This is a genomic window from Herbinix hemicellulosilytica (assembly GCF_002904165.1).
GTDB lineage: Bacteria > Bacillota > Clostridia > Lachnospirales > Lachnospiraceae > Mobilitalea > Mobilitalea hemicellulosilytica.
Genome location: NZ_CVTD020000027.1, coordinates 56913 through 81104, shown reverse-complemented (window position 1 = coordinate 81104; position 24192 = coordinate 56913). Strand labels below are relative to the sequence as shown.

Here is a 24192-nt window from a genome sequence, read left to right as displayed (position 1 = left end):
GAGGTATTTGTATGGATTATAATATTGGACAAGGAATTATTAATTTTAAAGAAGGATTAAAAAATTTAAATATTGAACTAGATGATTATCAGATTAAACAGTTTATGGATTACTACCAAATTTTAATTGACTGGAATAAAAAAATGAACCTTACATCAATTACCGAACTTCCGGAAGTAATCCATAAACACTTTCTTGACAGTCTTTCAATTGTTAATGTATATCGTCCGGAAGATGAAAAAATAATAGATGTCGGAACAGGAGCCGGCTTTCCCGGTATTCCTATTAAAATTGCTTTTCCGAATACAAGAGTAGTACTTATGGATTCTTTAAAAAAACGTATAAGTTTTTTGGATGAAGTAATAAAAAATTTAAATTTATACAATATTGATGCAGTTCATGGGCGAGCAGAAGATTTGGGAAGAGACCAAACTTTCAGAGAAACTTTTGATTTGTGTACATCAAGGGCTGTGGCTAAACTTTCGGTTTTGACAGAATACTGTCTGCCGTTTGTAAAAAAAGGCGGATATTTTATTCCTTATAAATCAGGAAATATAAATGATGAACTGCAGGAAGCCCAAAATGCTATAAAAACACTTGGAGGTTCGGTTAGAAATCATAAAGAATTCACATTACCGCTAACCGATATTCGAAGATCATTGATAATGATCGAGAAAATTAAAGAAACACCAAAAAAATATCCCAGAACTGCAGGAAAACCTGCAAAAGAACCTTTATAATGAGGGGGGTTTTAATTGGTTTTTGCTAAATTGGTTTCAAACGAAGAAAGAATAAGCGAGGTTAATGACATTCTCAATGAAGTATTTATTGAAGAACTGAAATTTAATCAGGAAGATATGTTTATTAAACCCGGAAATAAAGTATATCATGCCTTAGTTTATGAAGGTTTAAATGAAGGCAAGGCAGTTGCTGTAGGAAGACTGGAATTAAATAAAGATGAGGCCTACATAAAATATGTGGCTGTAAGGAAAGAGTACAGAAGAAAAAAATACGGAGACATGATTGTACGTATGTTGGTAGATAAAGCTCAATCAATGTCAATCGATAAAATATTTGTAGAAGTACCAAAAATATTGACGGATATGTTTAAAAAAATAGGATTTAAGTCTTATTATGAAGAAAAAAATAGCATTTTGTACCAAAATTATATTATAATGAGATACTGCAATAAGACTTTAAATTGTTGTAAAAATATAAAAAATTAACCGTAAAATTATGAAAATTGTACTTTAAAATTAGAGAAAATTGGTATATTATATATTTAATTAACAATAAAAAAAGAAAAATTTAAATATTATATCAAAATCAAACAATCAACTATAAAATTATTTGATATATTTAAATCTTCATGATAGGATAAGTATATAAGGAAACAAACTTATAATTAAAGGTGACCTATAATGACAATCAAAAAAGAAAATAAAGAAAATGATTATGAAAATACAAAAAAAATAATTTCAGATTTAATAAATGAATATAAGTATCGACAAAATCAGATAATCGAGAAAATGAAATCTTACCAAAACGAATTAGCAGAAACAGAAAATATTATAAAATCTATAAAAGAAGAAAAATCAGACATTTCAAAAATGTTGTCACCAAACAGTAAAGATTATAATATCGAAAAATATGAAGAAAAATTAAGAAATATCAGGGAAAAAATAGAAAATCTAAATAAAGAAATAAAAGAGACTGAAAACCGAATAATTCAATTAGAAACAGTTTTAAATATATTAAATCAGCAAAAATCACAAATAGATATAGGATTAAATATTTTGGAACTGCAAGAACAAGATAGACAGCGGATTGCCAGAGATTTACATGATTCAACGGTACAAAACCTGACAAGTTTAATTCACAAATGCGAATTATCGACAAAATTTGTTGATATTGATCCTGTACGCACGAGATTGGAGTTATTAACAATATCAAATACTCTAAAATCGGTGATAAATGAAATCAGAGAAATAATATTTAATCTAAAACCTATGTCATTGGATGACTTAGGATTGATTATGACAATTGAGAGATTTATAAATCAACTGATGAATCATCATGATATTGAAATAAAGCTTAAATATAACGAAGAGAGAAATGATATTTTACCGGTAATAAATTTATCCATATTCAGATTAATACAAGAAGCTTGTAATAATGCTATTAAGCATGCAAATGCGAAATGTATTGAAATTGATATTAAATATGATGAAAATCATATAAATATAACAATTAAAGATGACGGAAAAGGATTTGATACAAACGAAATCAAGGAAAGAATTACGCAAGATTATACAGGATGCGGATTATCTATAATGAAAGAAAGAGTTTATTTATTATCCGGAACACTGGATATACAATCTAAAATAAATAAAGGCACAATTATTAATATATCTGTACCATATAGCTGTAAAGGGGAAGATCGATGAACAGACCAATTAATGTTATGATTGCAGACGATCACTTAATGGTGAGAGAGGGAATTAAACAAATTCTGGAGCTGGACGGAGATATAAAAGTTATAGCAGAAGCAGGAAACGGTAAAGAATGTATAGAGCTTCTTGACGAAAAGAACACAGACATATTATTATTGGATATCAATATGCCGGAAATGAATGGATTAAAAGTTCTCCAATATTTGAAAGAGAAAAAAACAGATGTAAAGGTATTAATATTAACGATTCACAATGAAGTAGAATATTTGATAAGAGCTGCAGATATCGGTGTAGAAGGTTATATTTTAAAAGATTCAGATTCATCACTATTGAAAAAAGCAATAATAACATTAATGCAGGGTGAAACATTTATACAACCTGAATTGAGACCGATGATAAAAAAACGTATGACTGAAAGAGCTACAAGCCTTAATTCGTACGATGATAATTTAACAAAACGAGAAATAGAAGTATTAAAATTATTGGCAGAGGGCCTTTTCAATAAAGAAATAGCATACACTTTAAGTATAAGCGAAAAAACTGTAAAAAATCATATATCAAATATATTTAAGAAAATAAATGTTTCAGACAGAACACAAGCAGCTGTATATGCAATAAAACATAATATTGTAGATATATTTTAATATATGTTTCACGTGAAACATTAAAAAAATTTACACATGAAAAAATTTTAGATGGTATCGTAAACGGTACCGTCTTTTTATTTAATAAAAAAATATTAAAATCAGTAATCATAAATTTTATAATTTTGCTTTAATATTTTATACTATAAAATTTTAATTGTATTTTTACTTGAATTTGAGTTTCTATATTTATCTAATAACAATAATTTTAATCAAAAATTTAAAAATACATCTTTTGATATGTAAATAAGCAATAGATAATTATTTTATGAATGATAATACAGTAAAGATTTTTATATTAAATATACTACGTATATGATGTTTAAGCATAATAACCTAAAGACAAATAAAAATTTCCGGTGTATTATATATTAAATAAAATTCATGATAATTTTTTGGAGTAGATATCTAATATTAATAATGATATAATAAAATAAAACACTTATGTGTGGAATAAAAAAAGGGCGGTGTTAAGATGGCAAGAGTAATTGCTATAGCTAATCAAAAAGGAGGAGTAGGCAAAACAACTACAGCTATTAACTTATCTGCTTGTCTTGCCGAAAAAAATAAAAAAGTACTTGCTGTTGATATTGATCCCCAGGGCAATACGACCAGTGGGTTGGGTATAAACAAACATTCGTTAAAAAATACCATATATCAAATGATGATTGGCGAATGCACTTTACAGGATTGTCTTATAAAAACTTCATTTGACAATCTGTATCTCTTGCCTTCAAACGTTAATTTGGCCGGTGCTGAAATAGAATTAATAGGAATTAATGAAAGAGAATACATATTAAAACATCACATAGAAAAGATAAAAGATGATTACGATTTTATAATTATTGATTGTCCTCCGTCATTGAACACTTTAACCGTAAATGCAATGACGACTGCCGATACTGTACTTGTTCCAATACAATGTGAATTTTACGCTTTGGAAGGATTAACACAATTGATGCATACTATTGAACTCGTAAAGAAAAGACTTAATCCCGGCCTCAGAATGGAAGGGGTTGTGTTTACTATGTTTGATGCAAGGACAAACTTATCGCTGCAAGTAGTAGAAAATGTTAAAGAAAATTTAAACCAGAATATATATAAAACAATTATACCTAGAAATGTACGCCTTGCGGAAGCACCAAGTCACGGCCTTCCGATAAATATATATGATCCAAAATCATCCGGAGCAGAGGGATATAGGCAGTTGGCTGAAGAGGTTATAGATAATGATGAAGCTGAAAAATATGAAAAAGAAAAATTGCTAAGAAAAAAATAAATTTCAGCAAAAAGAAGAAGATATAGCTAAGATTAAGGGAGGATATTATGTCAGCTGTAAAAAGAGGGTTGGGAAAAGGTTTGGATGTTATGATACCACTGCGGATTTCAGAAAAAGAAACTGAGGGAGAAGAAAATGTTTCACGTGAAACATTAGTGCCTATAAATGAAATTGAACCGAATAAATCCCAGCCGAGAAAAAAGTTTGATCAGGAGGCACTTCAGGAATTGGCGGATTCTATTCGTCAGTTTGGGGTAATTCAACCTCTTATAGTGCAAAAGAGAGATAAATATTATGAAATTATAGCTGGAGAAAGAAGATGGAGAGCAGCCAGACTGGCAGGCTTAAAGGAAGTTCCGGTAATTATTAAAGATTATAGCCCTCAGGAAATAGTGGAAATTGCTTTGATAGAAAACATTCAAAGGGAAGATTTAAATCCTATCGAGGAAGCACAGGCATATCAAAGACTTATTACCGAATTTAATTTAAAACACGAAGAATTGGCAGAAAGAGTATCAAAAAGCAGGGCAGCCATTACAAATTCTTTGCGTTTATTAAAATTGGATAGCAGAATTCAGCAAATGTTAATAAATGAGCAAATTACCGGTGGACATGCCAGAGCTCTTTTGTCACTGGAAGATTCAGATTTACAATATGAAACGGCAAGGAAAATTATTGATGAAAATTTAAGTGTAAGAGATACGGAAAAGCTGGTAAAAAAGCTTATTTCAAAAAAAGCGGAAAAAGAAATCGCAGTAGCGGAAGATGCTAATTTAGTATATCAGGCTTTGGAAGAAAAACTAAAAAATATATTAGGTACAAAGGTTCTAATTAAGCGGAAGAAAAAGAATGCGGGTAAAATTGAAATAGAATATTATTCTGATGAAGAATTGGAGAGAATACTGGAAATGTTCGATTCTCTTAATTACATAAACTAGATTATAAATACATCGGAGGAAAAAATGAACTGGATGGATTTGATAGAACAAAATATAATATATATAACAATTGGTCTTGCCGGTTTTAGTGTTCTATTATTTGCAATCATATTGATTTTGTTGATTAAACAAGGCAAATTAAACAAAAAATATAAAAAATTCATGACAGGAAACAGCGGAGAAAATCTGGAAACGATAATAATAAACAGATTTAATGATATTGACAAATTAAAAGAGGATAGAGATTTAATCTGTAAAGAAATAGAAAAAATAAATGAGAATTTAATGACCTCAATGCAAAAAATCGGAATCGTAAAATATGATGCATTTAAAGAAATGGGAGGCAAGTTAAGTTTTGTTCTTGCACTGTTAGATAAAAATAATGACGGAATATTACTAAATTCCATACATAGTAGCAGAGAGGGATGTTATATATACCTGAAAGAGATTATAAAAGGTGAATCTTTTCTTGAATTGTCAAAAGAAGAAAGAACAGCATTGGAACAGGCTATTAAATATAATTCTTTTATGGAATAATGTTGTGTTTTAGGGTTTATAGTCGATAATAATACGGTTTGAAAGGATCGGTATGAGAATTATTTCCGTAGATTCTGTAAAAGGTAATGAATGTTTAGCAAAAGATATAGTGAGTGAAAATAATTCTGTATTAATGACAGCCGGAACAATTGTAAAGAAAGATTATGTAAGCCGCTTGAAAGCATTAAATATAGAGTATATTTATGTGGAAGATGAAATCGGACAAGGTATTGATTTGGAAGAAAGTCTGGAGTATCAAATAAAAGAACAATGCCAGGAAACCGTAAGAGAAATACTTACAAAATATACTTATCAAACCGACAACGAATTGGAAGAGATTATAACTATAGCGGATGAAATAATAAATGATATATTGCAGCAACCGGATGTTATTTATAACCTGTCAAGCATAAGAAATAAAGATGAAGGAACTTATTCTCATTCATTGAATGTATGTGCCCTTTCGGTAATCTTGGCTTTTAAACTTAAACTCCCTAAGAAAAAAGTCAGAGAGATTGCGATAGGGTGTCTTTTGCATGACATTGGTTTTACATTTATTACAACAGACTTTAGTAATCGTAAAATGGACGAATTTTCTGAAAAGGAACAAAAAGAGATCAAGAAACATGTGATTTACGGTTATTCCGCAGTAGAAAAGATGAAATGGCTGTCATCTACTTCAAAAGATATTATATTAAGCCATCATGAAAGAATGGACGGTTCGGGATATCCTTTTCATTTAAAAGGAGATAAAATTCGTATAGGTAGCCGAATTGCTGCGGTGTGTGACGAATTTGACAGCAGGGTATACGGTAATTTGGTTCCGAAAATGAAAGTTCATGATGCCATAGATTTTATTGTAAGCCAGGCAGAAAGCAAGTTTGATCTTGATGTGGTAAAGGCTTTTGTCGCTTCTGTAGCAGCTTATCCAATCGGTGCTTTGGTTATTACAAATCAAAATGAAATCGGAATTGTGCTAAGACAAAATCCGAAATGTCCTACAAGACCGGTTATAAGAATTATCCAGGATGCCAACGGCAGAAAACCTACCGAATGGATAGAAAAAGACCTTACAAAAGAGTTGACTTTGTTTATTACCGATACCATAATGGATTAGTATAATCTTTCTTGCAGTTTGGAATAAAGTATGATATAAATAATATCACATGTATTTTGGAATATAAGCGTATTTATTAGTAAGTTATATAGATTTATTTTGACGGAAAAAGAGGTGATTTTATGCACAGTTATTTAAGAGCTATAGGGTTTAGCAATGTTAATAACAGAAATGAGCTAAATAAGCTTATTAATCTTGTAATAGATAAAGCTTCAAATAGAAAAACCATTCAAATAGATTATCAGAACAGCCTGACCGAGATGTCCATGTGGTTTGGACCAGACTTTGGAATAACAGTAAGAGGGGAATATGATCATAATGATATTTTCCATCTGGAAAACTATTTTCCCTTTTTATATAGTCATGGTATCAGTGTAAAGGAAGAAATTGCCATCAATAAAAGGGTAGATTCCGAATCTTATACCGGAATGTGTGATGATTACCGTTTGGGTGTTTCACTTATATTTTATATTCAGAACGTGGCCGATTATTTGGAAAGAAAAAACAGCAAAAAACTTTTGAATTTAAATGTTCCGGTTACTTTGTCAGCTTTGTCTCTTGAGGGAAGAACCATACTTCCCATAAACAAGGATGAAATTCAGGTAAGAAACATAACAGCCGAAAGAATAAACAGAAATAAACTAATAGCAGAAGCAAAAAAAGGAAACCAGGAAGCAATAGACAGTCTTACTTTTGATGATATAGATACTTATGCAAAGGTAACCAGAAGAGCAAAGAAGGAAGATATTTATTCAATTGTAGAGACCAGTTTTATTCCGTACGGTTCAGAATCCGATAATTACAGTATATTGGCTACAATTTTGGATAGCCGCTTAGTTGTTAATACGTTTACTAACGAAGAAGTTTATGACCTTGATTTAGTATGCAACGATATAATATTCCGCCTTTGCATAAACAAAAAAGATCTTCTCGGCGAACCATTACCCGGAAGAAGATTTAAGGGTAATATATGGCTTCAGGGAAAAATTGAATTTTAATAAAATTGAATTAAAGTTCTTGACTTAGCGACAAGCAAATAGTAGAATATGTTTGTTGCGACTATGTGCTTATAGCTCAGCAGGATAGAGCGTCCGCCTCCTAAGCGGAAGGTCGTGGGTTCGAATCCCGCTAAGCACGATATAAAAATATATAAATAAGGGTGTATAGATAAACTGTATGTATAGTTATATCTATGCACCCTTATTGCGTTATAAATAAGTATTATTGACAACTAATTACATAAAAGATATATATGTCTTTGGTTTACATAAACTTAACATAATCTTAACAGAAACATGGTATCGGAGTTATGGATACCATGTTATTTTTATAATGTAAAAAAAGAAAATCAAAAAAGGATGGATGTATAATGAAAAAATTTTTAAAAAATTTTTTATTTTCTACTATGATAATAACTACTTTTTGTGTTACGGTATCCTGTTCCGGCAGACAAAATAAAAATGTCAATAATAGTATGACTGATAATAATGAACATGAAAAGACAATTAAAGAAGATAATTTAAGCGGTCATCTTACCATGGCAGGTTCTACTTCTATGGAGAAGTTGGCAAATATTATGGCAGAAGCCTTTATGGAAAAATATCCAAATGTTACCGTATCAACTGAATTTATAGGTTCCAGTGCTGGAATTGAGCAAGTAATAGCCGGAACAGTAGATATTGGAAATGCATCAAGAAATCTTAAAGAAAGCGAAAAAGAAGCCGGAGCGGTAGAGAATATTGTTGCAATAGACGGTATAGCCATAATTGTTGATAAAGAAAATACTGTAAATGATTTAACTAAAGATCAGATAATTGGTATTTTTACAGGAAAAATAAAAAATTGGAGTGAACTTGGAGGAAAAGACCAACCGATAGTAGTAATTGGCCGCGAATCCGGTTCGGGAACAAGAGGAGCATTTGAAGAAATTTTAGGTATTGAGGATCAATGTAAATATGCAAATGAAATAAACAGCACGGGAGGAGTTATGGCAAAGGTGGTAACAACACCGGGAGCTATAGGATATGTATCTATTGATATATTGGACGATACGGTTAATGCAGTAAAAATTGAAGGAATAGATGCAACGGCAGACAATATAGCGAAAGGAAAATACATTTTAAGCCGGCCTTTTGTTATGGCAACGGCAGGAGAAATTTCAAAACAAAATGAAATTGTCAGAACATTTTTTGAATTTCTGACATCAGAAGAAGGAAAAAGACTGATAGAGAGCATCGGGTTAATTCCGGCAGAATAAAAATTGTAAGGCAAAAAAGGAGCCAATATGAATAATAGTTTCTCTGTTATAGACAATAATCAATCTAAAGAAAAAATTGAAAGAACTGCAAACATAATTTTTGCTATTTGTGCTTTTTTTGCGGTTTTTGCTGTATTTTCAATTTCTGTATATATGATAATAAGCGGAATTCCGGCTCTCTATGAAGTAGGAATAAAAGAGATACTTTTCGGAACACTTTGGCAACCCAATGCAGAAGTACCTTCTTATGGTATTTTATATGTAATACTGACTTCTGTTGTTGGAACCCTTATGGCCGTCTTAATAAGTGTTCCAATTGGAGTCGGAACCGCTATATTTTTGGCATATGCCGCACCAAAGCCGTTGGTTTCAATAGTTAAACCGGCGATAGAATTGCTGGCTGCAATACCATCTGTAATATATGGATTAATAGGAATTATAATTTTAAATCCTCTTATGTATAAAATAGAACTTATATTATTTGCGGATACGCCTGACCATCAGTATACAGGTGGTTCTAATTTGCTCTCCGCAGTAATAGTCCTGGCTGTTATGATACTACCTACGGTAATCAATATCAGTGAATCAGCTTTAAAATCGGTACCGGAGAAGTTTGCAGATGCTTCTTTAGCCCTGGGAGCAACTCGTATCCAGACGATTTTTAAAGTTATCTTGCCTTCAGCAAAATCGGGTATTGTAACCGCTATTGTTCTAGGTGTGGGTCGTGCTGTTGGTGAAGCTATGGCTATCACAATGGTTGCCGGAAACAATGCCAATTTGCCTTTACCTTTTAACTCGGTTCGCTTTCTTACAACTGCAGTTGTAGCGGAAATGTCTTATGCCACAGATACTCATAAACGGGTTTTATATACCATAGGCCTTATACTTTTTGCTTTTATAATGATTATAAATTTAATTTTAAATAAAGTAATGAAGAAAGGATTAAAAAGTGGAACAAAGAACTCTTTATAAAAAAAAGACCAGGCAACTGGATATAATAGCTTACGGTATCATATATTTTTGTGCTTTTCTTTCAATTATTATTTTAGTTGGAATAGTAGGCTATATAAGTTACAGGGGAATTCCTTATATAAATTTGCAGTTTTTAACTACTGAATCCAGTGCATTGAAAGGTACAACAGGAATAGCGGGAAATATTGTTAATACATTATATATTATTATTCTTACTCTGCTGATAGCCATACCCTTGGGTGTGGGTTCGGCTATATATCTGAATGAATATGCCAGGCCGGGTAGATTAGTCAGGTTAATTAAATTTACAACAGAAACATTATCCGGAATTCCTTCGGTTGTTTTCGGATTATTCGGTTATGTATTTTTTGGGACGACATTAAAATTGGGATATTCCTTACTTACAGGATCTCTAACTCTTACTTTGATTATACTACCGCTTATTACGAGAAATACCCAGGAAGCCCTAAAGGCGGTACCGGACAGTTATCGGATAGGAGCATTAGGCATAGGGGCAACAAAGTGGTATATGATCAGAACTATTTTACTTCCGTCAGCAATGCCGGGAATTATAGCCGGAATTATTCTGTCTGTCGGAAGAATTGTTGGAGAATCGGCAGCTTTAATGTTTACCGCAGGAAGCGGCCACTTGCTACCAAAATTAGGCCAATATTTCGAAGGTCTACTTAAAAAGATTCTGCAGCCTGGTGGAACTCTTACCATAGAATTATTCCTAAGTATGGAAAAGGCAAAATATGATACAGCCTTCGGTATAGCATTTGTTCTTCTGGTTATGGTTTTAGGTATTAATGTGTCAACAAAATATTTATTAAACAAGATGAATGTGGATAAAAAGCGCAAATAAAGGCCGGTATGTGGATAATAAATTTGAAATTAAAATATATCATAAAACGGAGGAAGTTATATTGAAAGACAAAATAAATGTTAAAAATCTTAATTTATATTACGGCTCAAATCATGCTTTAAAAAATATTGATTTGAATATAAAAGAAAAGTCAATAACGGCTCTTATAGGACCTTCTGGATGCGGAAAATCCACATTTCTTAGAACTTTAAATAGGATGAACGATCTTATACCGGAAGTAAAATTAACGGGAACAATAAAACTGGATGGAGAGGATATATATGATAAAAGAGTGAATACTACTTTGCTCAGAAAAAAAGTAGGAATGGTATTTCAACAGCCAAATCCCTTTCCGATGTCAATATATGATAATGTGGCATATGGGCCCAGACTTTATGGAATAAAAAATAAAGCCAAATTAGATGAAATTGTAGAAAAAAGTTTAAGAGATGCAGCTTTATTTGAAGAGGTGAAAGGCAAGCTAAAAAAGCCTGCGTTAGGGCTTTCCGGAGGGCAACAGCAGCGACTGTGTATTGCCAGAGCATTGGCTGTAGAACCGGAAGTGCTATTAATGGATGAACCTACTTCCGCATTGGACCCGATTTCAACTTTAAAGATAGAAGATCTGATGCTGGAACTAAAAAAAAGATATACCCTAGTTATAGTGACCCACAATATGCAACAGGCTGCCCGGATTTCCGATTACACCGCATTTTTTTTAATGGGAGAATTAGTAGAATATGCTTCAACTGATAACTTGTTTACAAGACCTTCAGATAAACGGACAGAGGACTATATTACGGGCAGATTTGGATAAATATAAGGTTAATTTACAAATAGTTTTCTGTTTATAGATAAGCAGTTTAAAGGGCATATTAATGTTTGTTGTAATTTTCAGCATATAGTTGTTATGAGAGTTTGACATAGACAGATAACGAAATTAAAATTATAATGAAGGTGGATATAATGAATGCAAGAATTAATTTTGATACAGAACTGAAATTGCTAAAAGATGATTTATATGAAATGGCCGGCTTAATAGAAGCTGCAATTGATAATATAATGACAGCTTTTAAAAATCAGGATGTGAATTTGGCCCGAGATATAATAATGGGGGACAGAATCATTAACGATATAGAAAAAGCCATTGAAGCACGGTGCTTATACTTAATTGTCAGACAGCAGCCTGTTGCAGGTGATCTTAGGATGGTAACGACAGCCTTAAAAGTGGTCACAGATATGGAACGTATCGGAGATCATGCTGCAGATATAGCTGAGCTTATTATTCGTGAAAAAAGAGAGCATATATATGATCTGGTTAAGCATATTCCCGAAATAGGAATGGCAGCTAAGTCAATGGTTCATGATGCTGTGGAAGCATTTACATGTCTTGATTTAAATAAAGCAAGAGATATTATAAAACGGGACGATTATGTAGATGAATTATTTGATAAGGTTAAGCTTGAGGTTGCCGGTATCTTAAAAACATCGTCTGATCAGGTGGATCAATGTGTAGATATTTTAATGATAGCAAAATATTTTGAAAGAATAGGAGATCATGCCGTAAATATATGCGAATGGACCGAATTTCATGTAACCGGCTCCTTGAACAATATCCGTTTGTTATAGCCTTAATAGGAGGTAAAGATGGGATATATCTATATAATTGAAGATGATGAAAGCATCCGGGAACTGATTAAGATAGCCCTTGAGGGATTCGGATATAAGATAAGGACATTTGAGGCTGCGGAACCTGCTTTACAAAGTATGAAGAACGAAAAACCGGATTTGGCCATATTTGATATTATGCTTCCGGGAATGGACGGTCTTTCGGCGATAAAGTATATCCGAAAGGATGCACTGCTAAAAGATATTCCGATAATATGCCTTACAGCCAAGGACAAGGAACTTGATAAAGTTGCGGGACTTGATGTCGGGGCCGATGATTATATGACAAAACCTTTTGGGATCTTAGAACTTGCTGCTAGGATAAGATCACTTCTTAGAAGGGTAGATAAAGAAGAAATCAAAGAGCCTTTGACTGTTGGAGCACTTACTATAAATCCGATGACCAGAGAAGTGTTCGTAGAAAATAAACCGGTTGAGCTTACTTATAAAGAGTATGCGCTGTTGCTGTATCTTTTTGAAAACAGCTTTCGAGTAGTTTCAAGAGATGAAATGCTTAATCATATTTGGGGATACGAATATGTGGGAGAATCAAGAACTTTAGATATTCATATTCGTTCCCTGCGGCAAAAACTTGGGCCTATGGGATCTGTAATAAAAACTATCCGGGGTGTCGGTTACCGTTTTATAAAATAAAAATAAATATAGTAGTAATAAATCAAAAAAATAAAAGCAAAAATAAAAGGATACCGTTAGTGAAGAGTTATGAAAAGAGCAATATTTAAAAATTATATAATTATACTTTTACTGGCGTTAATACTTAGCGGCAGCATTTTTTGTGCCGCAATCGGCAATATTTTGCTTGATAAAACCAGAGAAAACCTACTTAATATTATTAAAATCATAGACCAATCACTGGATTATAAAAAAGATTTGAAAAAACAGCTTAATAAATTAAGCGATATATTAGAGGATGCCGAATCCAGGCTTACGATTATAGATACCGAAGGAAATGTTCTCGTTGATAGTGAAATATCAGATCTTTTATCTATGGAAAATCATTTGGACAGGGAAGAAATTCAAAAAGCAATAAAAGATGGTATTGGATATGCTAAGAGGAAATCTCAAAGCCTGAATATATCAATGCTTTATGTTTCCTATATGTCAGAACAGGGAAATTATATTCTTAGGTTATCAAAACCCTTTTCAGGGGTATTCAGTTATATGTCTATACTGCTTCCGGCTTTTATTTTAAGCCTGGGAGTTACACTTTTGATTTCCATGATCCTGGCAAATAGCCTTGCAAGATCCATTACAAGACCTCTATATGAGATTTCCGAAGAAATGTTAAAGCTAAAAGAGAACATTCCGGAGTTTTCTTTCCGGACGTATGAATACTATGAACTGAATTTAATCGCCGATACTACTAAACGAATGGCGGATGTGGTAAAAGAATCCTTAAAGAAAATAGAATTTGAGAAAATGGTACGACAGGAATTTTTCACAAACGTTTCTCATGAACTTAAAACCCCAATTACTTCTATCAGGGGATACGTTGAACTTTTGGAAAATGACATGGCTGCCAATGAAGAAATGAAGAAAGAATTTTTATACCGGATAAAAAAAGAAGCTCAGAATATGGCAAACCTGATTAACGATATTTTAATGATTTCCCGTCTGGAAACAAAAGAAGCGGAGGTTACTATAAAAGACATAAGAATAACTCCACTGGTAAATGAGGTTATAGCTTCTTTAAAACCTATGGCGGCACAAAACAATATTACAATAGAAGTTAATTGTCAACCTCTTACTATTAAGGCAAATGACGGACAAATGAAGGAACTTTTAAACAACCTTATATCAAATGCAATTAAATATAATAAACCTAACGGGAAAGTAAATATCATAATTAAAAAAGAAGGCAACGAAGTCATATTTATTGTAGAGGATACAGGAGTAGGAATTCCTGAAGAATCAAAAGCCCGGGTTTTTGAACGGTTTTACCGGGTTGATAAGGGAAGAAGCAAAAAAATGGGCGGAACAGGGCTCGGCCTTTCTATTGTTAAGCATATAGTCAATTATTACGGAGGAACTATTCAATTGGAAAGTGAGCTTGGCAAAGGTTCTAAATTTACCGTAAGAATTCCCTTAAGTTAATATAAGAAACATTTATGCCGATATATATGATGACAATGTAAAGCGGGCGGTAGATACGAATGAAAAGCAAAATAAGCATTATACTTTTTGGTGCCGGTTTTATTATAGCTATTCTTGGAGAAGCATATCTTTTAAATGCACCTAAACAGGATTTTTTCAGTATTATCGGAATAGGAATTGTGGTTATACTTACGGGATATTTATGGTTTGATTCCGTCTGGGAGCATATATCCGGCAGGTATAAGAAAACGTTGCTTCTATGGGATGAAGCCAGAAAGCTTGATGCAAAAAAACGGGATGTGGCTCTGACAGAGATGTTAAACATACAAAAAGCAACATATGCGGCACTAAAAAAAAGTATAAACAGAACAGAAGAAGAATTAAAACAGATCTGTACTTTATTAAAAAATGAAAAAGAAGGACAGATAAATAATCGGAATATACCTGCAAATATCAGTTATCAGGATTCTAAAGAAATAATAGAGGCTGTAAGGGGAATATGCAAGGGTATCAATTACGAAGAAGAGTTAAAGGAAGTTATTACTTTGCTGCAATCTTATCAGGACAATTTTAATTATAAATAATTTAAAGATTTAATTATATATGATTTAAAGATATAATTATAAATTATTTAAAGATATTTAGAATGACATAAACTTAACACCGATATAAATTCATTTGCCGTGATTTTAAGTCATAATTATAATAAATTATGATTTAAAATCACGGCAGTTTTTTATTTAATAATTATTTTTGGCTCTTTGTCAAGTGTTGGGGTATGATATGTTTGAATCATGCTAAAACACTAGGCTTAGAGCCTATTTTTATGATTGACTCACCAATACCTGTTTTTGGGCATGACAAATAAACCTCGTGCCAGTCATATTTATTTTTATTTAATTGCAAGAATGTAAGATACGTGTACGAAATCTTTCAAAGTTTTTTATACCATATGATATACGCTTAAGTACCTTTATTTTATTATTAAATCCCTCTGTTACACCATTGGTTAAGCCATATTTAAATGCATTTAGTATTTCTTTTGACCAATGTCTGAAAGTTGCTGCACATTTTTTAAACTCTTTAATGCCTGAGTTTTCTGCATTCTTTATCCATTCAAATAATTCTTTTCTTTGAATAGAATACTTTTCATTATGACAAATATCATAAAACCATTCTTTAAGCATATGAGCTTTCCTTAAATCATCGTTATAAAGTAACATAAGATCACAAGCTTTTTTATCTTCATCTTTTAACTTATAATACCTGGTAAGAATTAATTTTCGACTTCTTTTGTAGTATTTTCTTAGAGTAGGAGTCATGGATTTTTGAATTCTTTTTCGTACATTTTCAATTGCCCAGGTTACATGCCTAATGAAATGATATTTGTCAATTATAACTACTGCATTGGGAAAATAACTATAAGCTAAATCAACATATGGCTGCCACATATCACAAACAAAGAACTTAACCCGGTATCTGTCATTACGATTCAATTCTTTAAAGTAAGCAGAAAGATGAGACCTTGTTCTGTCAGGTAGAATATCCATAATGTAATTCTTCTTAGGATTAACAATAATACATTGATATTTACCTGTATCAGCATTTCCTTTAAATTCATCAATAGCAATCGCATCTTTCAATGGAGAACTGGAATAATGAATGGTATCCAGAATTCTAGTGACCGTTGAATGAGATACATTAGCTTTATCAGCGACGGCTTTTATAGAAACTGAATTACGCAATTCATTCGCTATGTATTGAGTAAGACGTGTGGTACGTTGCTGATAACGGGCTAAAAAATGATATTTTTCAAAAAAACGTTTTCCGCACTTGCAGCGATATCGCCTTTTTCTAAGAATGAGATAGCAGTCTTTAAACTGCAAAGGTAAATCTTTAATTTTTTGCTCACGGTAATCATGTATCTGTTTTGTAGGCTGATGACAGCAAGGGCAGGTCTGTGTAGTGGCTTTAGTTTCAATAAAAATCTTTAAATAATTATCTGCTTGAGTAATTTTTTTTACAAAAATGCCTTCCAAATTTAATAAATCTGTGATAAGATTATTAGGCATTTGAATTTACCTCCTGGTGGTTAGATGATTGACTGGCACTGGGAGGTCTTTTTTTATTATAAACTGAAAAGATGGGGTTGTGAACTAACTGTTTCACAAACCCCAACATTTATTATAGAACCTTATTTTTATAAGTCAAGGTAATTATCGTCCATATATCTTTTTCTTTCGGCCCGTCTTTTATAATAAGCTTTTCTGCGTTTTAACCTTGGCATTTCTACAAGAACAAAATACAAACCTATTACCAAAACAAAGAAACCTACAATTATTGCTGTTATTACAGGTCGAAAATAACCGTTAGACTTTGTTTGCTCAGAATCGTCATCGGGTGGATTGTCCTCATTGGTTTCGCCTGCGTTATTTTGAACTTCTTTTCTGTCAACATAATAATGATTTAACTTAGGAGTATCTGCATTGTTAAACAGGATATCCGCACCGCCTACATATTTTCCACCGTAAGTATATGAAATTTTGCCTATAACGTTGCGTCCTTCATTTATTTCCGCTTCAGGATAGAAGATAACTTCCCGTTTTGCATCTTCAAATGATGCCGTATTGGGAAGAACCAGATAGCCTTTTTCATCAGTTTTTATCGATGTATTTGCATAATCCAGCATAGAATTGTAACGGGTGAAAAAAGGAGTTTCTTTCTGAACGTCTACGCTCTCCAACTCATATATGGGATATATTGAGAAATTATTAAATCCAAAATCCAATAATTTCATAGTGTCTTCATATTGGTGACTGCTCGAATCGTCTTTAAGCACTACGCAAATTAATTCCAAATCTCCTCTTTTTGCAACGGTAACCAGAGTATATCTGGCCTTGCTGGTATATCCAGTTTTTCCTCCCACCGTACCATCATAATTATATTCCTGCTTAAGTACAAATTTATGATGATTTCTTAGATATCTGGTTTCCGATTGCTTGTTGGTCGGAGGTATCTGATAGGTTCTTGTCCCAAAAATTTTTCTGAAAGTATCGTTTTTTAAAGCTTCTCTGGTTATTAAAGCCATATCATAAGCCGAAGTGTAATGATTATCGTCAGGCAGGCCGTGAGGATTAACAAAGTTAGAATTCATGCAACCAATTTCTTTTGCCCTTTCGTTCATCATCCTGGCAAATTCTTCTATATTTCCGGCTACATGCTCTGCTGCGGCATAGGTTACTTCATTTGCCGATTCCAGCAAAATTCCGTATAAGCATTGCTGAATGGTAAGCTGTTCACCCACATCTATTCCTATCCGGCTGCTGTCTAAGTCTACCTTAAATACGGCATCACGGGAAAAGGTAACTACTTCTCCGGGTGACGAATTTTCAATTATCAATAAGGCTGATAATATCTTTGTTATGCTGGCTGGATAATAAGTGTTGTGTATATTTTTTTCATATAAAATAAGCCCGGTAGAAGCTTCCATAACAATAGCGGCTTCAGCATAAACACTAGGTCCCTGAGGCCAGGTATCAGTATCTTCATATGCGGATGCAAAAGCATTTGTATTTAGACAGGACAGGCTTAGACTTATTATGCATAATATGGATAGAATCAGCTTTTTCATAAAAACCTCCGTAAATTAATGTAAAAACAAAACTAGCAACAATTATCTGATGAAATTCATCCATGATCTTGGGTAACTTTCGGGTGCGGGCAGAATATTTTTGGTTTCCTCCTTCATTTTAATAACCCAGCTCATATTTCTGGCCAAGTTTTTTAATACAGATATTCCTTCCGCATCATCAAGCACTTCACCGGGTTTGCCGCCATGGATAACGTTCCAGTAATAAGATGAAACAACCAGCATTTCGGATATAAGGAAGTAATTGTTAAGTTGCTCGAAGGCCGGCATGCCTCCGCTTCGTCTGGGGACGGTTATGGAAGCACCTACCTTATGGCGCATCTTTCCGCGGCTGGCATAAAACAATCTGTCAAGAAAACATTTCATGGTGCCGGATATTCCGGAGTAATATACCGGGCTGCCAAGCAGCAATCCGTCAGCTTCATATATTTCGTTTATCATATTATTTAAAATTTCATCATTATGTATGCAATAACCGTCCTTGCATCTGTAGCAGGATATACAGCCTTCGATTTTCATGTTCCCAACCTGCAAAATTTTTGTTTCTATACCCTCTGTGTTTAACTCATCACAGACAACTTTTAAAGCATGATATGTATTTCCCTTTGGTCTTGGGCTTCCGTTTACGGCTATAACTTTCATGCTATCTCTCCTTATATATTATTTTGATTTCAAATAATAAAAATCATTAACTTTTGCATCGTTTCAAGTATACTATAAAATAATAATTTTTTAAATAGGCTAACCTTTATTAATTACCGCAAAAACTGCAACAATTGACGTTAAGGCCGATTATAATTATAATCTTATAGCGATAAATAATTTTATAAAAATACGGATAAGGAGAATGAAAATGAGGTTAAGAAATATAAAAGGCTCCAGGGAAGCTGTGGCTAATGATATATATGTTATAAAAGAACCGGAAAAATTAAAAGGTAACTGGAAAAGCATTTTTGGAAACGACAATCCTATTCATCTTGAGATAGGCACCGGCAAAGGAAAATTTATAACTGAAATGGCCTTGCAGAATCCGGATATAAATTATTTAGGAATTGAAAAGTATTCCAGCGTGCTGTTTAGGGCATTGGAAAAAAGAAGAGAAGTTGAAATTAATAATTTATACTATTTACGTTTTGATGCAGTATATCTTTTGGACATATTTGCAGAAAATGAAATTGAAAGAATCTATCTTAATTTTTCCGATCCCTGGCCCAAGGAGCGCCATGCAAAAAGACGTCTAACTTCAAGAAATTTTCTTAATATGTATGATAAATGCCTTAAAAAAGACGGTGAAGTAATTTTTAAGACAGACAACAAAGACCTTTTTGAATTTTCGTTAAACGAAGTGAAAGAAGCGGGATGGAAATTTAAAGCGGTTACTTATGACCTTCATAACAGCGAATTTGCTAAAGGCAATATTATGACAGAATACGAAGAAAAATTTGTTTCTCAAGGAAAGCCGATCTATATGATGAAAATCTGCCGTTAAGTATAATTTTGACACCGGTCAAATACAATGTAAAAAAAGAGTTTAAGGACTTAATATGAAAAAAAACTGGAAGTATAAAATTGCAAAGATTACCGGAAGTAACTATAAGCTGAATAAAAAGGTCATGAAACTAAAAAGGTCATGGGATGAAGTAGAAGAAATATTAAACAAGGCAACAAAGACAAAAAAGAAGACTTATAAATAAAACGGATATAAAAAGTTGACTTTTTAGGAATCTTAACATATTATAAAATCACATAATAATATTTACTTGATGGAATAATATACAGTAACATTTGTATTTGGGTGATTAATAGACATTAATCTACCCAAATAGTTAGAATGGAGGAAAAAATATGGCTTTTAAATTTACAGATGACAACTTTAAAACCGAAGCTTTAGAGTCGGACAAGCTGGTTTTGGTGGACTTTTATGCTGACTGGTGCGGACCATGCAAAATGATGGCTCCTATCATAGATGAACTTGCAGAAGAATATGAAGGAAGCGTTAAAATCGGAAAGCTTAATGTAGATGAAAACCCGGAGACTACCAGAAAATATCGTGTTATGTCAATTCCCACAATGATCATCTTTAAGAACGGCGAAGCTATTGACAATGTAGTCGGGGTTGTATCTAAGAATGTCCTTAAAGAAAAACTTGATGCCAGTAAATAATCAATAAGAATAATTTGATTGTCGGCAGGGTAGGAGTTGCGAAAAATCCTGCCCTGTCTTTTTTTTAAAATAATAATGTATAAAAATGGTTTGAAGAAATATTAAAAATATTCAAAAAAGTACTTGCAAAAATTAATTTCATAGCTTATAATAACATTTGCGTTCGGCGTTAAAGACAAGCACCTCTAGCTCAGTTGGTAGAGCACCTGACTCTTAATCAGGGTGTCCAGGGTTCGAGCCCCTGGAGGTGCATTTTTAAAGTTCTAATTTGGCAACTTAGTTTTGCTGGGTTAGGACTTTTTTTGTGCTTATTTTGCAGGATCAGTTAAAATAAAGATTTAATAATATTTAAATATACGAGTTTATTAATAAAGAATCGGCTGTAGGCCGATTCTTTGTATTAACTTACTTCTCTCTTTATAATATCATATTGAGAATTTACAAGAAGCCACAACTGTGGATTAAAAACGCTTATATTCCATATACCTATACCGTGTAAGTTATTTTCGGCAACCAGATTTAGCAGGGCATTTATGCTTCTTGCATCAATAAACCAAACAATATGTTCTCTGGGAGTGGCGCCGTTTTCTGTATACAGAAAAAACGGTGTTTGGGATATTTCGTCAAAATGGATAGGAACTTGTTCATTACGTGCTAAGGCAACGGCACTGTCATAGGTTAATGCCCTGACTTGGGAAACACCTGTAAAAAATGGCAGTTCCCAGTCATATCCGATTGTAGAAATTCCGAGGTTCAACTTATACGGTGAAATAGTTTCCAGCAAATAGTTCAGATAAATTTCTATACTATATATGGAACTTATGGGAGAAGGTGGATTGGGATTAACAGCCCATTCGTAGTTCATAAAAAGAACATTGTCTATAATTTGATTTAATAGGGAATAATCTATTCTTAAAAATTCTACGGTACTTCCTGTCATTCTGATATCGGGATTAATGGTAGCAAAAGCCAGGTATCCTTCCGAAATAATTCTGTTTGCAATTCTTGCATAAGCACTTTCGACATACGGCAGATTGGAAGGCGTTATAAATTCAAACGAAATATTTATTCCATAAAACCCTTTGGACTTAAGTATATTAAGAATGTTTTCTGCCAGTCTGTCCTGGATTTCTTCATTTAGAATAAGATTAAAGGCTGCCTTTATATTTGCTTCTCCCTGAAGAGTCAAAGTAGTTAAAAACATTAAAGGAATTGTATTGTACTCTTTTGCAAGCCTGATAAACTCGGTATCGTCATAATAAGTTATAATATCTCCTTCGTCTGTAGCAGTATAATTAACTACGGATATATATGTAAGATAGGGTAAAGTTTTTCTTAAAGTCCTGACATGGACAAAGGGGAGGGTAATACTGTGGGTTGCCATATATCCGTTTTTTTCATAACTTATAACTATTCTGTCACCCGGATAAATAAATTCCCTGTCTGCCAGATACGGATTATTTTGAAGCAACTGCATTACCGAAACATTGTGAGATGCTGCAATTTCTGTCAGCGTATCACCAGGTTTTACCGTATAAACTATTTGAGGTGTTGCAATTACTATAGTTTGGCCTATTACCAAATTATCGAGGAAATCCAGTCCGTTGTCCCGTACTATTACTTCAGGCGGAAGACCGTAAGTTTCAGCAATAGATTGTATGGTATCACCCGGTTGTACCACATGTATATGCATACTTAACCTCGAACCTTATTATATAATCAATATATGAAACAGAGGTTTATATTATCCCTGTGACAGATAGACTAAATATATTTGCAATAACCATTGACAATGCGAATTCAATAGATTAATAATAGTTTATATCTTAATTAATCTGGATATATAAATGAAAGAAAAATTTCCGCACCGTGGAGGATAAAATGTCATTAAATTATGTAAAAGAATTATTAAACCAATTGGTCTGTACCTGTGTTGCTGTAAAAGAGGATAAGGTTTATAAATCAAATCTTAAGGGGATTATGCCTATTATCAGCAAACTTAAGGAAGATCCGCAGTTTTTTAATGGGGCAGACGTGGCAGATGAGGTAATAGGCAGGGCTGCGGCAATGCTTTTGATATACGGCAAGGTTCGCAGCATATATACACCTCTGATAAGCGATCATGCCATAAATATTCTTGAGAAATATCATATTTATTATGAATATGAAAAAAAGGTTCCATATATTTTAAATCGCAATAAAGACGGAATGTGTCCGATGGAGCAAACGGTTATCGATGTAGACGATCCAAAATTGGCATACGAATTGTTGTTGAAAAAAATATCTTAAGAATTTTAAGGCTTTGCCGTTAAAACTACGTTTGGGTATAAAGGCAAAGCTTTTTTTTATTTTAATAATGAAATGATAGCTTACGCTCTTAATATAGTATTTGTACCTCACAATTTATTTTGCAATTAAATTTAGGTATTGACGAATATTATAAACCATAGTATACTTTACCCATTAAAAGCGTCAAAGCGTCAAAGTGATAAAGCAGAGGAATTTGGTTATATAATATAAGGAGGTAGGAAATGAGGAGAACAATAATTGCCCTTCTGGTTGTCGCAATGGCAGGAAGCCTTCTTGCCGGATGTTCAAAAAAAGAGAAGGTAATAAAAATCGGTGTAAACCAATTGGTTAGACATGATGCACTGGATGCCAGCTATAAGGGTTTTGTTGATGCTTTAAAAGAAGCGGGGTACATAGAAGGAGAAAATATCGAAATAGATTATCAGATTGCCCAAAATGATCAGGCAACCGCAAATACCATAGCAACAAAGCTTGTAAACGACGGATGTGATCTTATACTGGCAATCGCCACTCCTGCCGCTCAGGCTGTTGCCAATGCAACAAAAGATATTCCGATTCTGGTAACTGCCGTAACAGATCCGGCAGGATCAGGTCTTGTTGAGTCCAATGAAAAACCCGGAGGAAACGTATCAGGAACTTCGGATTTAACTCCGGTAAGAAAGCAGATAGAACTTATTACCAAGTTTCTTCCGGATGCCAAAAAAGTAGCGGTATTATATTGTTCTGCCGAAAGCAATTCCAAGATTCAGGTGGAAATGGCTAAAGAAGCCGCAAAAGAGTTTAATCTTGAAATGATTGAAGCTACGGTTTCCAATACCAATGAAATCGAGCAGGTAGTCCAGTCATTGGTTGGAAAAGTAGATGCTATTTATGCTCCTACGGATAATACTATAGCAACAGGTATGCCGACGGTAGCCATGGTGGCAAATTCCAACAAGTTACCTGTTTTCTGTGGAGAAGAAGGTATGGTAAATAACGGAGGCCTTGCCACATACGGAATCGACTATTACAGGCTCGGATGGTTAACCGGTGAACAGGCTGTAAAAATATTAAGAAAAGAAGCAGATACGGCAACTATGCCTATAGCATATCTTCCGGATGATGAATATACTCTGACCGTAAACGAAGAAGTGGCTAAACAATTGGGAATTGAAATTCCGGAGGAATTATTGGAACAGTAAAAGTCCTAAATTTACCATATCGTATGGGAGGGGGATTTTAATAC

General features: G+C 33.2%; 26 protein-coding genes and 2 tRNA genes. 24 read left to right on the top strand and 4 right to left on the bottom strand.

Annotated elements, in window-relative coordinates:
• Positions 1 to 11 precede the first annotated feature (11 nt).
• From rsmG to HHT355_RS12350, 18 genes are all read left to right on the top strand, one after another.
• Positions 12 to 740, top strand: coding sequence for a 16S rRNA (guanine(527)-N(7))-methyltransferase RsmG (gene rsmG, locus HHT355_RS12435; RefSeq protein ID WP_103203767.1), 729 nt, complete (start codon positions 12 to 14; stop codon positions 738 to 740).
• A 15-nt stretch (positions 741 to 755) separates the two neighbouring features.
• Positions 756 to 1226, top strand: a complete 471-nt coding sequence (locus tag HHT355_RS12430) for a GNAT family N-acetyltransferase (protein ID WP_103203766.1) — start codon at positions 756 to 758, stop codon at positions 1224 to 1226.
• 195 nt (positions 1227 to 1421) lie between these two features.
• Complete coding sequence (locus HHT355_RS12425; protein WP_103203765.1) at positions 1422 to 2447, top strand: sensor histidine kinase; 1026 nt, start codon at positions 1422 to 1424, stop codon at positions 2445 to 2447.
• Positions 2444 to 3097 (top strand): response regulator, encoded by a 654-nt coding sequence (locus HHT355_RS12420; protein WP_103203764.1) that lies wholly within the window; start codon positions 2444 to 2446, stop codon positions 3095 to 3097. The genes HHT355_RS12425 and HHT355_RS12420 overlap by 4 nt, the downstream gene beginning before the upstream one ends.
• A gap of 475 nt (positions 3098 to 3572) precedes the next feature.
• The gene (locus HHT355_RS12415) at positions 3573 to 4376 is read left to right on the top strand and encodes a ParA family protein (protein WP_103203763.1); all 804 of its coding nucleotides are present in this window, start codon (positions 3573 to 3575) and stop codon (positions 4374 to 4376) included.
• Between the two features lie 47 nt (positions 4377 to 4423).
• Positions 4424 to 5314 carry a ParB/RepB/Spo0J family partition protein gene (locus HHT355_RS12410; protein ID WP_103203762.1) on the top strand — a complete coding sequence of 297 codons (891 nt, stop codon included), beginning with the start codon at positions 4424 to 4426 and terminating at the stop codon, positions 5312 to 5314.
• 24 nt (positions 5315 to 5338) lie between these two features.
• Positions 5339 to 5851, top strand: coding sequence for a DUF4446 family protein (locus tag HHT355_RS12405; protein ID WP_103203761.1), 513 nt, complete (start codon positions 5339 to 5341; stop codon positions 5849 to 5851).
• A gap of 52 nt (positions 5852 to 5903) precedes the next feature.
• The gene (locus HHT355_RS12400; protein ID WP_103203760.1) at positions 5904 to 6968 is read left to right on the top strand and encodes an HD-GYP domain-containing protein; all 1065 of its coding nucleotides are present in this window, start codon (positions 5904 to 5906) and stop codon (positions 6966 to 6968) included.
• Between the two features lie 122 nt (positions 6969 to 7090).
• Positions 7091 to 7966, top strand: a complete 876-nt coding sequence (locus HHT355_RS12395; RefSeq protein WP_103203759.1) for a DUF3881 family protein — start codon at positions 7091 to 7093, stop codon at positions 7964 to 7966.
• Between the two features lie 65 nt (positions 7967 to 8031).
• Positions 8032 to 8105 (top strand) — tRNA-Arg (locus HHT355_RS12390).
• Between the two features lie 232 nt (positions 8106 to 8337).
• Positions 8338 to 9225 (top strand): phosphate ABC transporter substrate-binding protein, encoded by an 888-nt coding sequence (locus tag HHT355_RS12385; protein WP_103203758.1) that lies wholly within the window; start codon positions 8338 to 8340, stop codon positions 9223 to 9225.
• A 27-nt stretch (positions 9226 to 9252) separates the two neighbouring features.
• Entirely contained in the window at positions 9253 to 10197 is a 945-nt protein-coding gene (pstC, locus tag HHT355_RS12380; RefSeq protein ID WP_103203757.1) for a phosphate ABC transporter permease subunit PstC, read from the top strand.
• Positions 10175 to 11062: a phosphate ABC transporter permease PstA gene (gene pstA / locus HHT355_RS12375; protein WP_103203756.1), complete on the top strand. Its 888-nt coding sequence runs from the start codon at positions 10175 to 10177 to the stop codon at positions 11060 to 11062. Before pstC ends, pstA begins: the two co-directional genes overlap by 23 nt.
• A gap of 58 nt (positions 11063 to 11120) precedes the next feature.
• Entirely contained in the window at positions 11121 to 11879 is a 759-nt protein-coding gene (gene pstB, locus HHT355_RS12370) for a phosphate ABC transporter ATP-binding protein PstB (RefSeq protein ID WP_242967678.1), read from the top strand.
• Between the two features lie 149 nt (positions 11880 to 12028).
• Positions 12029 to 12691: a phosphate signaling complex protein PhoU gene (gene phoU / locus HHT355_RS12365; protein ID WP_103203754.1), complete on the top strand. Its 663-nt coding sequence runs from the start codon at positions 12029 to 12031 to the stop codon at positions 12689 to 12691.
• Positions 12692 to 12709: 18 nt separating this feature from the next.
• Entirely contained in the window at positions 12710 to 13384 is a 675-nt protein-coding gene (locus tag HHT355_RS12360) for a response regulator transcription factor (protein ID WP_103203753.1), read from the top strand.
• A 69-nt stretch (positions 13385 to 13453) separates the two neighbouring features.
• Positions 13454 to 14845: a sensor histidine kinase gene (locus HHT355_RS12355; RefSeq protein ID WP_103203752.1), complete on the top strand. Its 1392-nt coding sequence runs from the start codon at positions 13454 to 13456 to the stop codon at positions 14843 to 14845.
• A 59-nt stretch (positions 14846 to 14904) separates the two neighbouring features.
• On the top strand, positions 14905 to 15429 hold the full coding sequence (locus tag HHT355_RS12350) for a hypothetical protein (RefSeq protein ID WP_103203751.1): 525 nt from the start codon (positions 14905 to 14907) through the stop codon (positions 15427 to 15429).
• Positions 15430 to 15741: 312 nt separating this feature from the next.
• Here HHT355_RS12350 and HHT355_RS12345 read toward each other — a convergent pair whose 3' ends face one another.
• From HHT355_RS12345 to HHT355_RS12335, 3 genes are all read right to left on the bottom strand, one after another.
• Positions 15742 to 16917: an ISL3 family transposase gene (locus tag HHT355_RS12345; RefSeq protein WP_103203750.1), complete on the bottom strand. Its 1176-nt coding sequence runs from the start codon at positions 16915 to 16917 to the stop codon at positions 15742 to 15744.
• 128 nt (positions 16918 to 17045) lie between these two features.
• A complete protein-coding gene (locus HHT355_RS12340) occupies positions 17046 to 18476 on the bottom strand; it encodes a D-alanyl-D-alanine carboxypeptidase family protein (protein ID WP_103203749.1) in 1431 nt (476 codons plus the stop codon).
• A 42-nt stretch (positions 18477 to 18518) separates the two neighbouring features.
• Positions 18519 to 19136: a flavodoxin family protein gene (locus HHT355_RS12335; protein WP_103203748.1), complete on the bottom strand. Its 618-nt coding sequence runs from the start codon at positions 19134 to 19136 to the stop codon at positions 18519 to 18521.
• A 211-nt stretch (positions 19137 to 19347) separates the two neighbouring features.
• Here HHT355_RS12335 and trmB point away from each other — a divergent pair, with 211 nt between their 5' ends.
• The 4 genes from trmB to HHT355_RS12320 all read left to right on the top strand — a co-directional run bounded on the left by trmB (position 19348) and on the right by HHT355_RS12320 (position 20909).
• A complete protein-coding gene (trmB, locus tag HHT355_RS12330; protein WP_103203747.1) occupies positions 19348 to 19983 on the top strand; it encodes a tRNA (guanosine(46)-N7)-methyltransferase TrmB in 636 nt (211 codons plus the stop codon).
• 55 nt (positions 19984 to 20038) lie between these two features.
• Entirely contained in the window at positions 20039 to 20188 is a 150-nt protein-coding gene (locus tag HHT355_RS13670) for a hypothetical protein (RefSeq protein ID WP_158245965.1), read from the top strand.
• A gap of 151 nt (positions 20189 to 20339) precedes the next feature.
• Positions 20340 to 20657, top strand: coding sequence for a thioredoxin (gene trxA / locus HHT355_RS12325; RefSeq protein ID WP_103203746.1), 318 nt, complete (start codon positions 20340 to 20342; stop codon positions 20655 to 20657).
• 179 nt (positions 20658 to 20836) lie between these two features.
• Positions 20837 to 20909: transfer RNA gene (locus HHT355_RS12320), tRNA-Lys, on the top strand.
• 148 nt (positions 20910 to 21057) lie between these two features.
• On the opposite strand, the gene HHT355_RS12315 is transcribed toward HHT355_RS12320, so the two are convergent.
• Positions 21058 to 22350 (bottom strand): LysM peptidoglycan-binding domain-containing protein, encoded by a 1293-nt coding sequence (locus tag HHT355_RS12315; protein ID WP_103203745.1) that lies wholly within the window; start codon positions 22348 to 22350, stop codon positions 21058 to 21060.
• 188 nt (positions 22351 to 22538) lie between these two features.
• Between HHT355_RS12315 and HHT355_RS12310 the strand changes: the two genes are divergently transcribed.
• Together HHT355_RS12310 and HHT355_RS12305 are read left to right on the top strand one after the other, a co-directional pair.
• Complete coding sequence (locus HHT355_RS12310; protein WP_103203744.1) at positions 22539 to 22946, top strand: DUF1893 domain-containing protein; 408 nt, start codon at positions 22539 to 22541, stop codon at positions 22944 to 22946.
• 278 nt (positions 22947 to 23224) lie between these two features.
• Positions 23225 to 24148, top strand: a complete 924-nt coding sequence (locus HHT355_RS12305) for an ABC transporter substrate binding protein (RefSeq protein WP_242967677.1) — start codon at positions 23225 to 23227, stop codon at positions 24146 to 24148.
• Positions 24149 to 24192 lie beyond the last annotated feature (44 nt).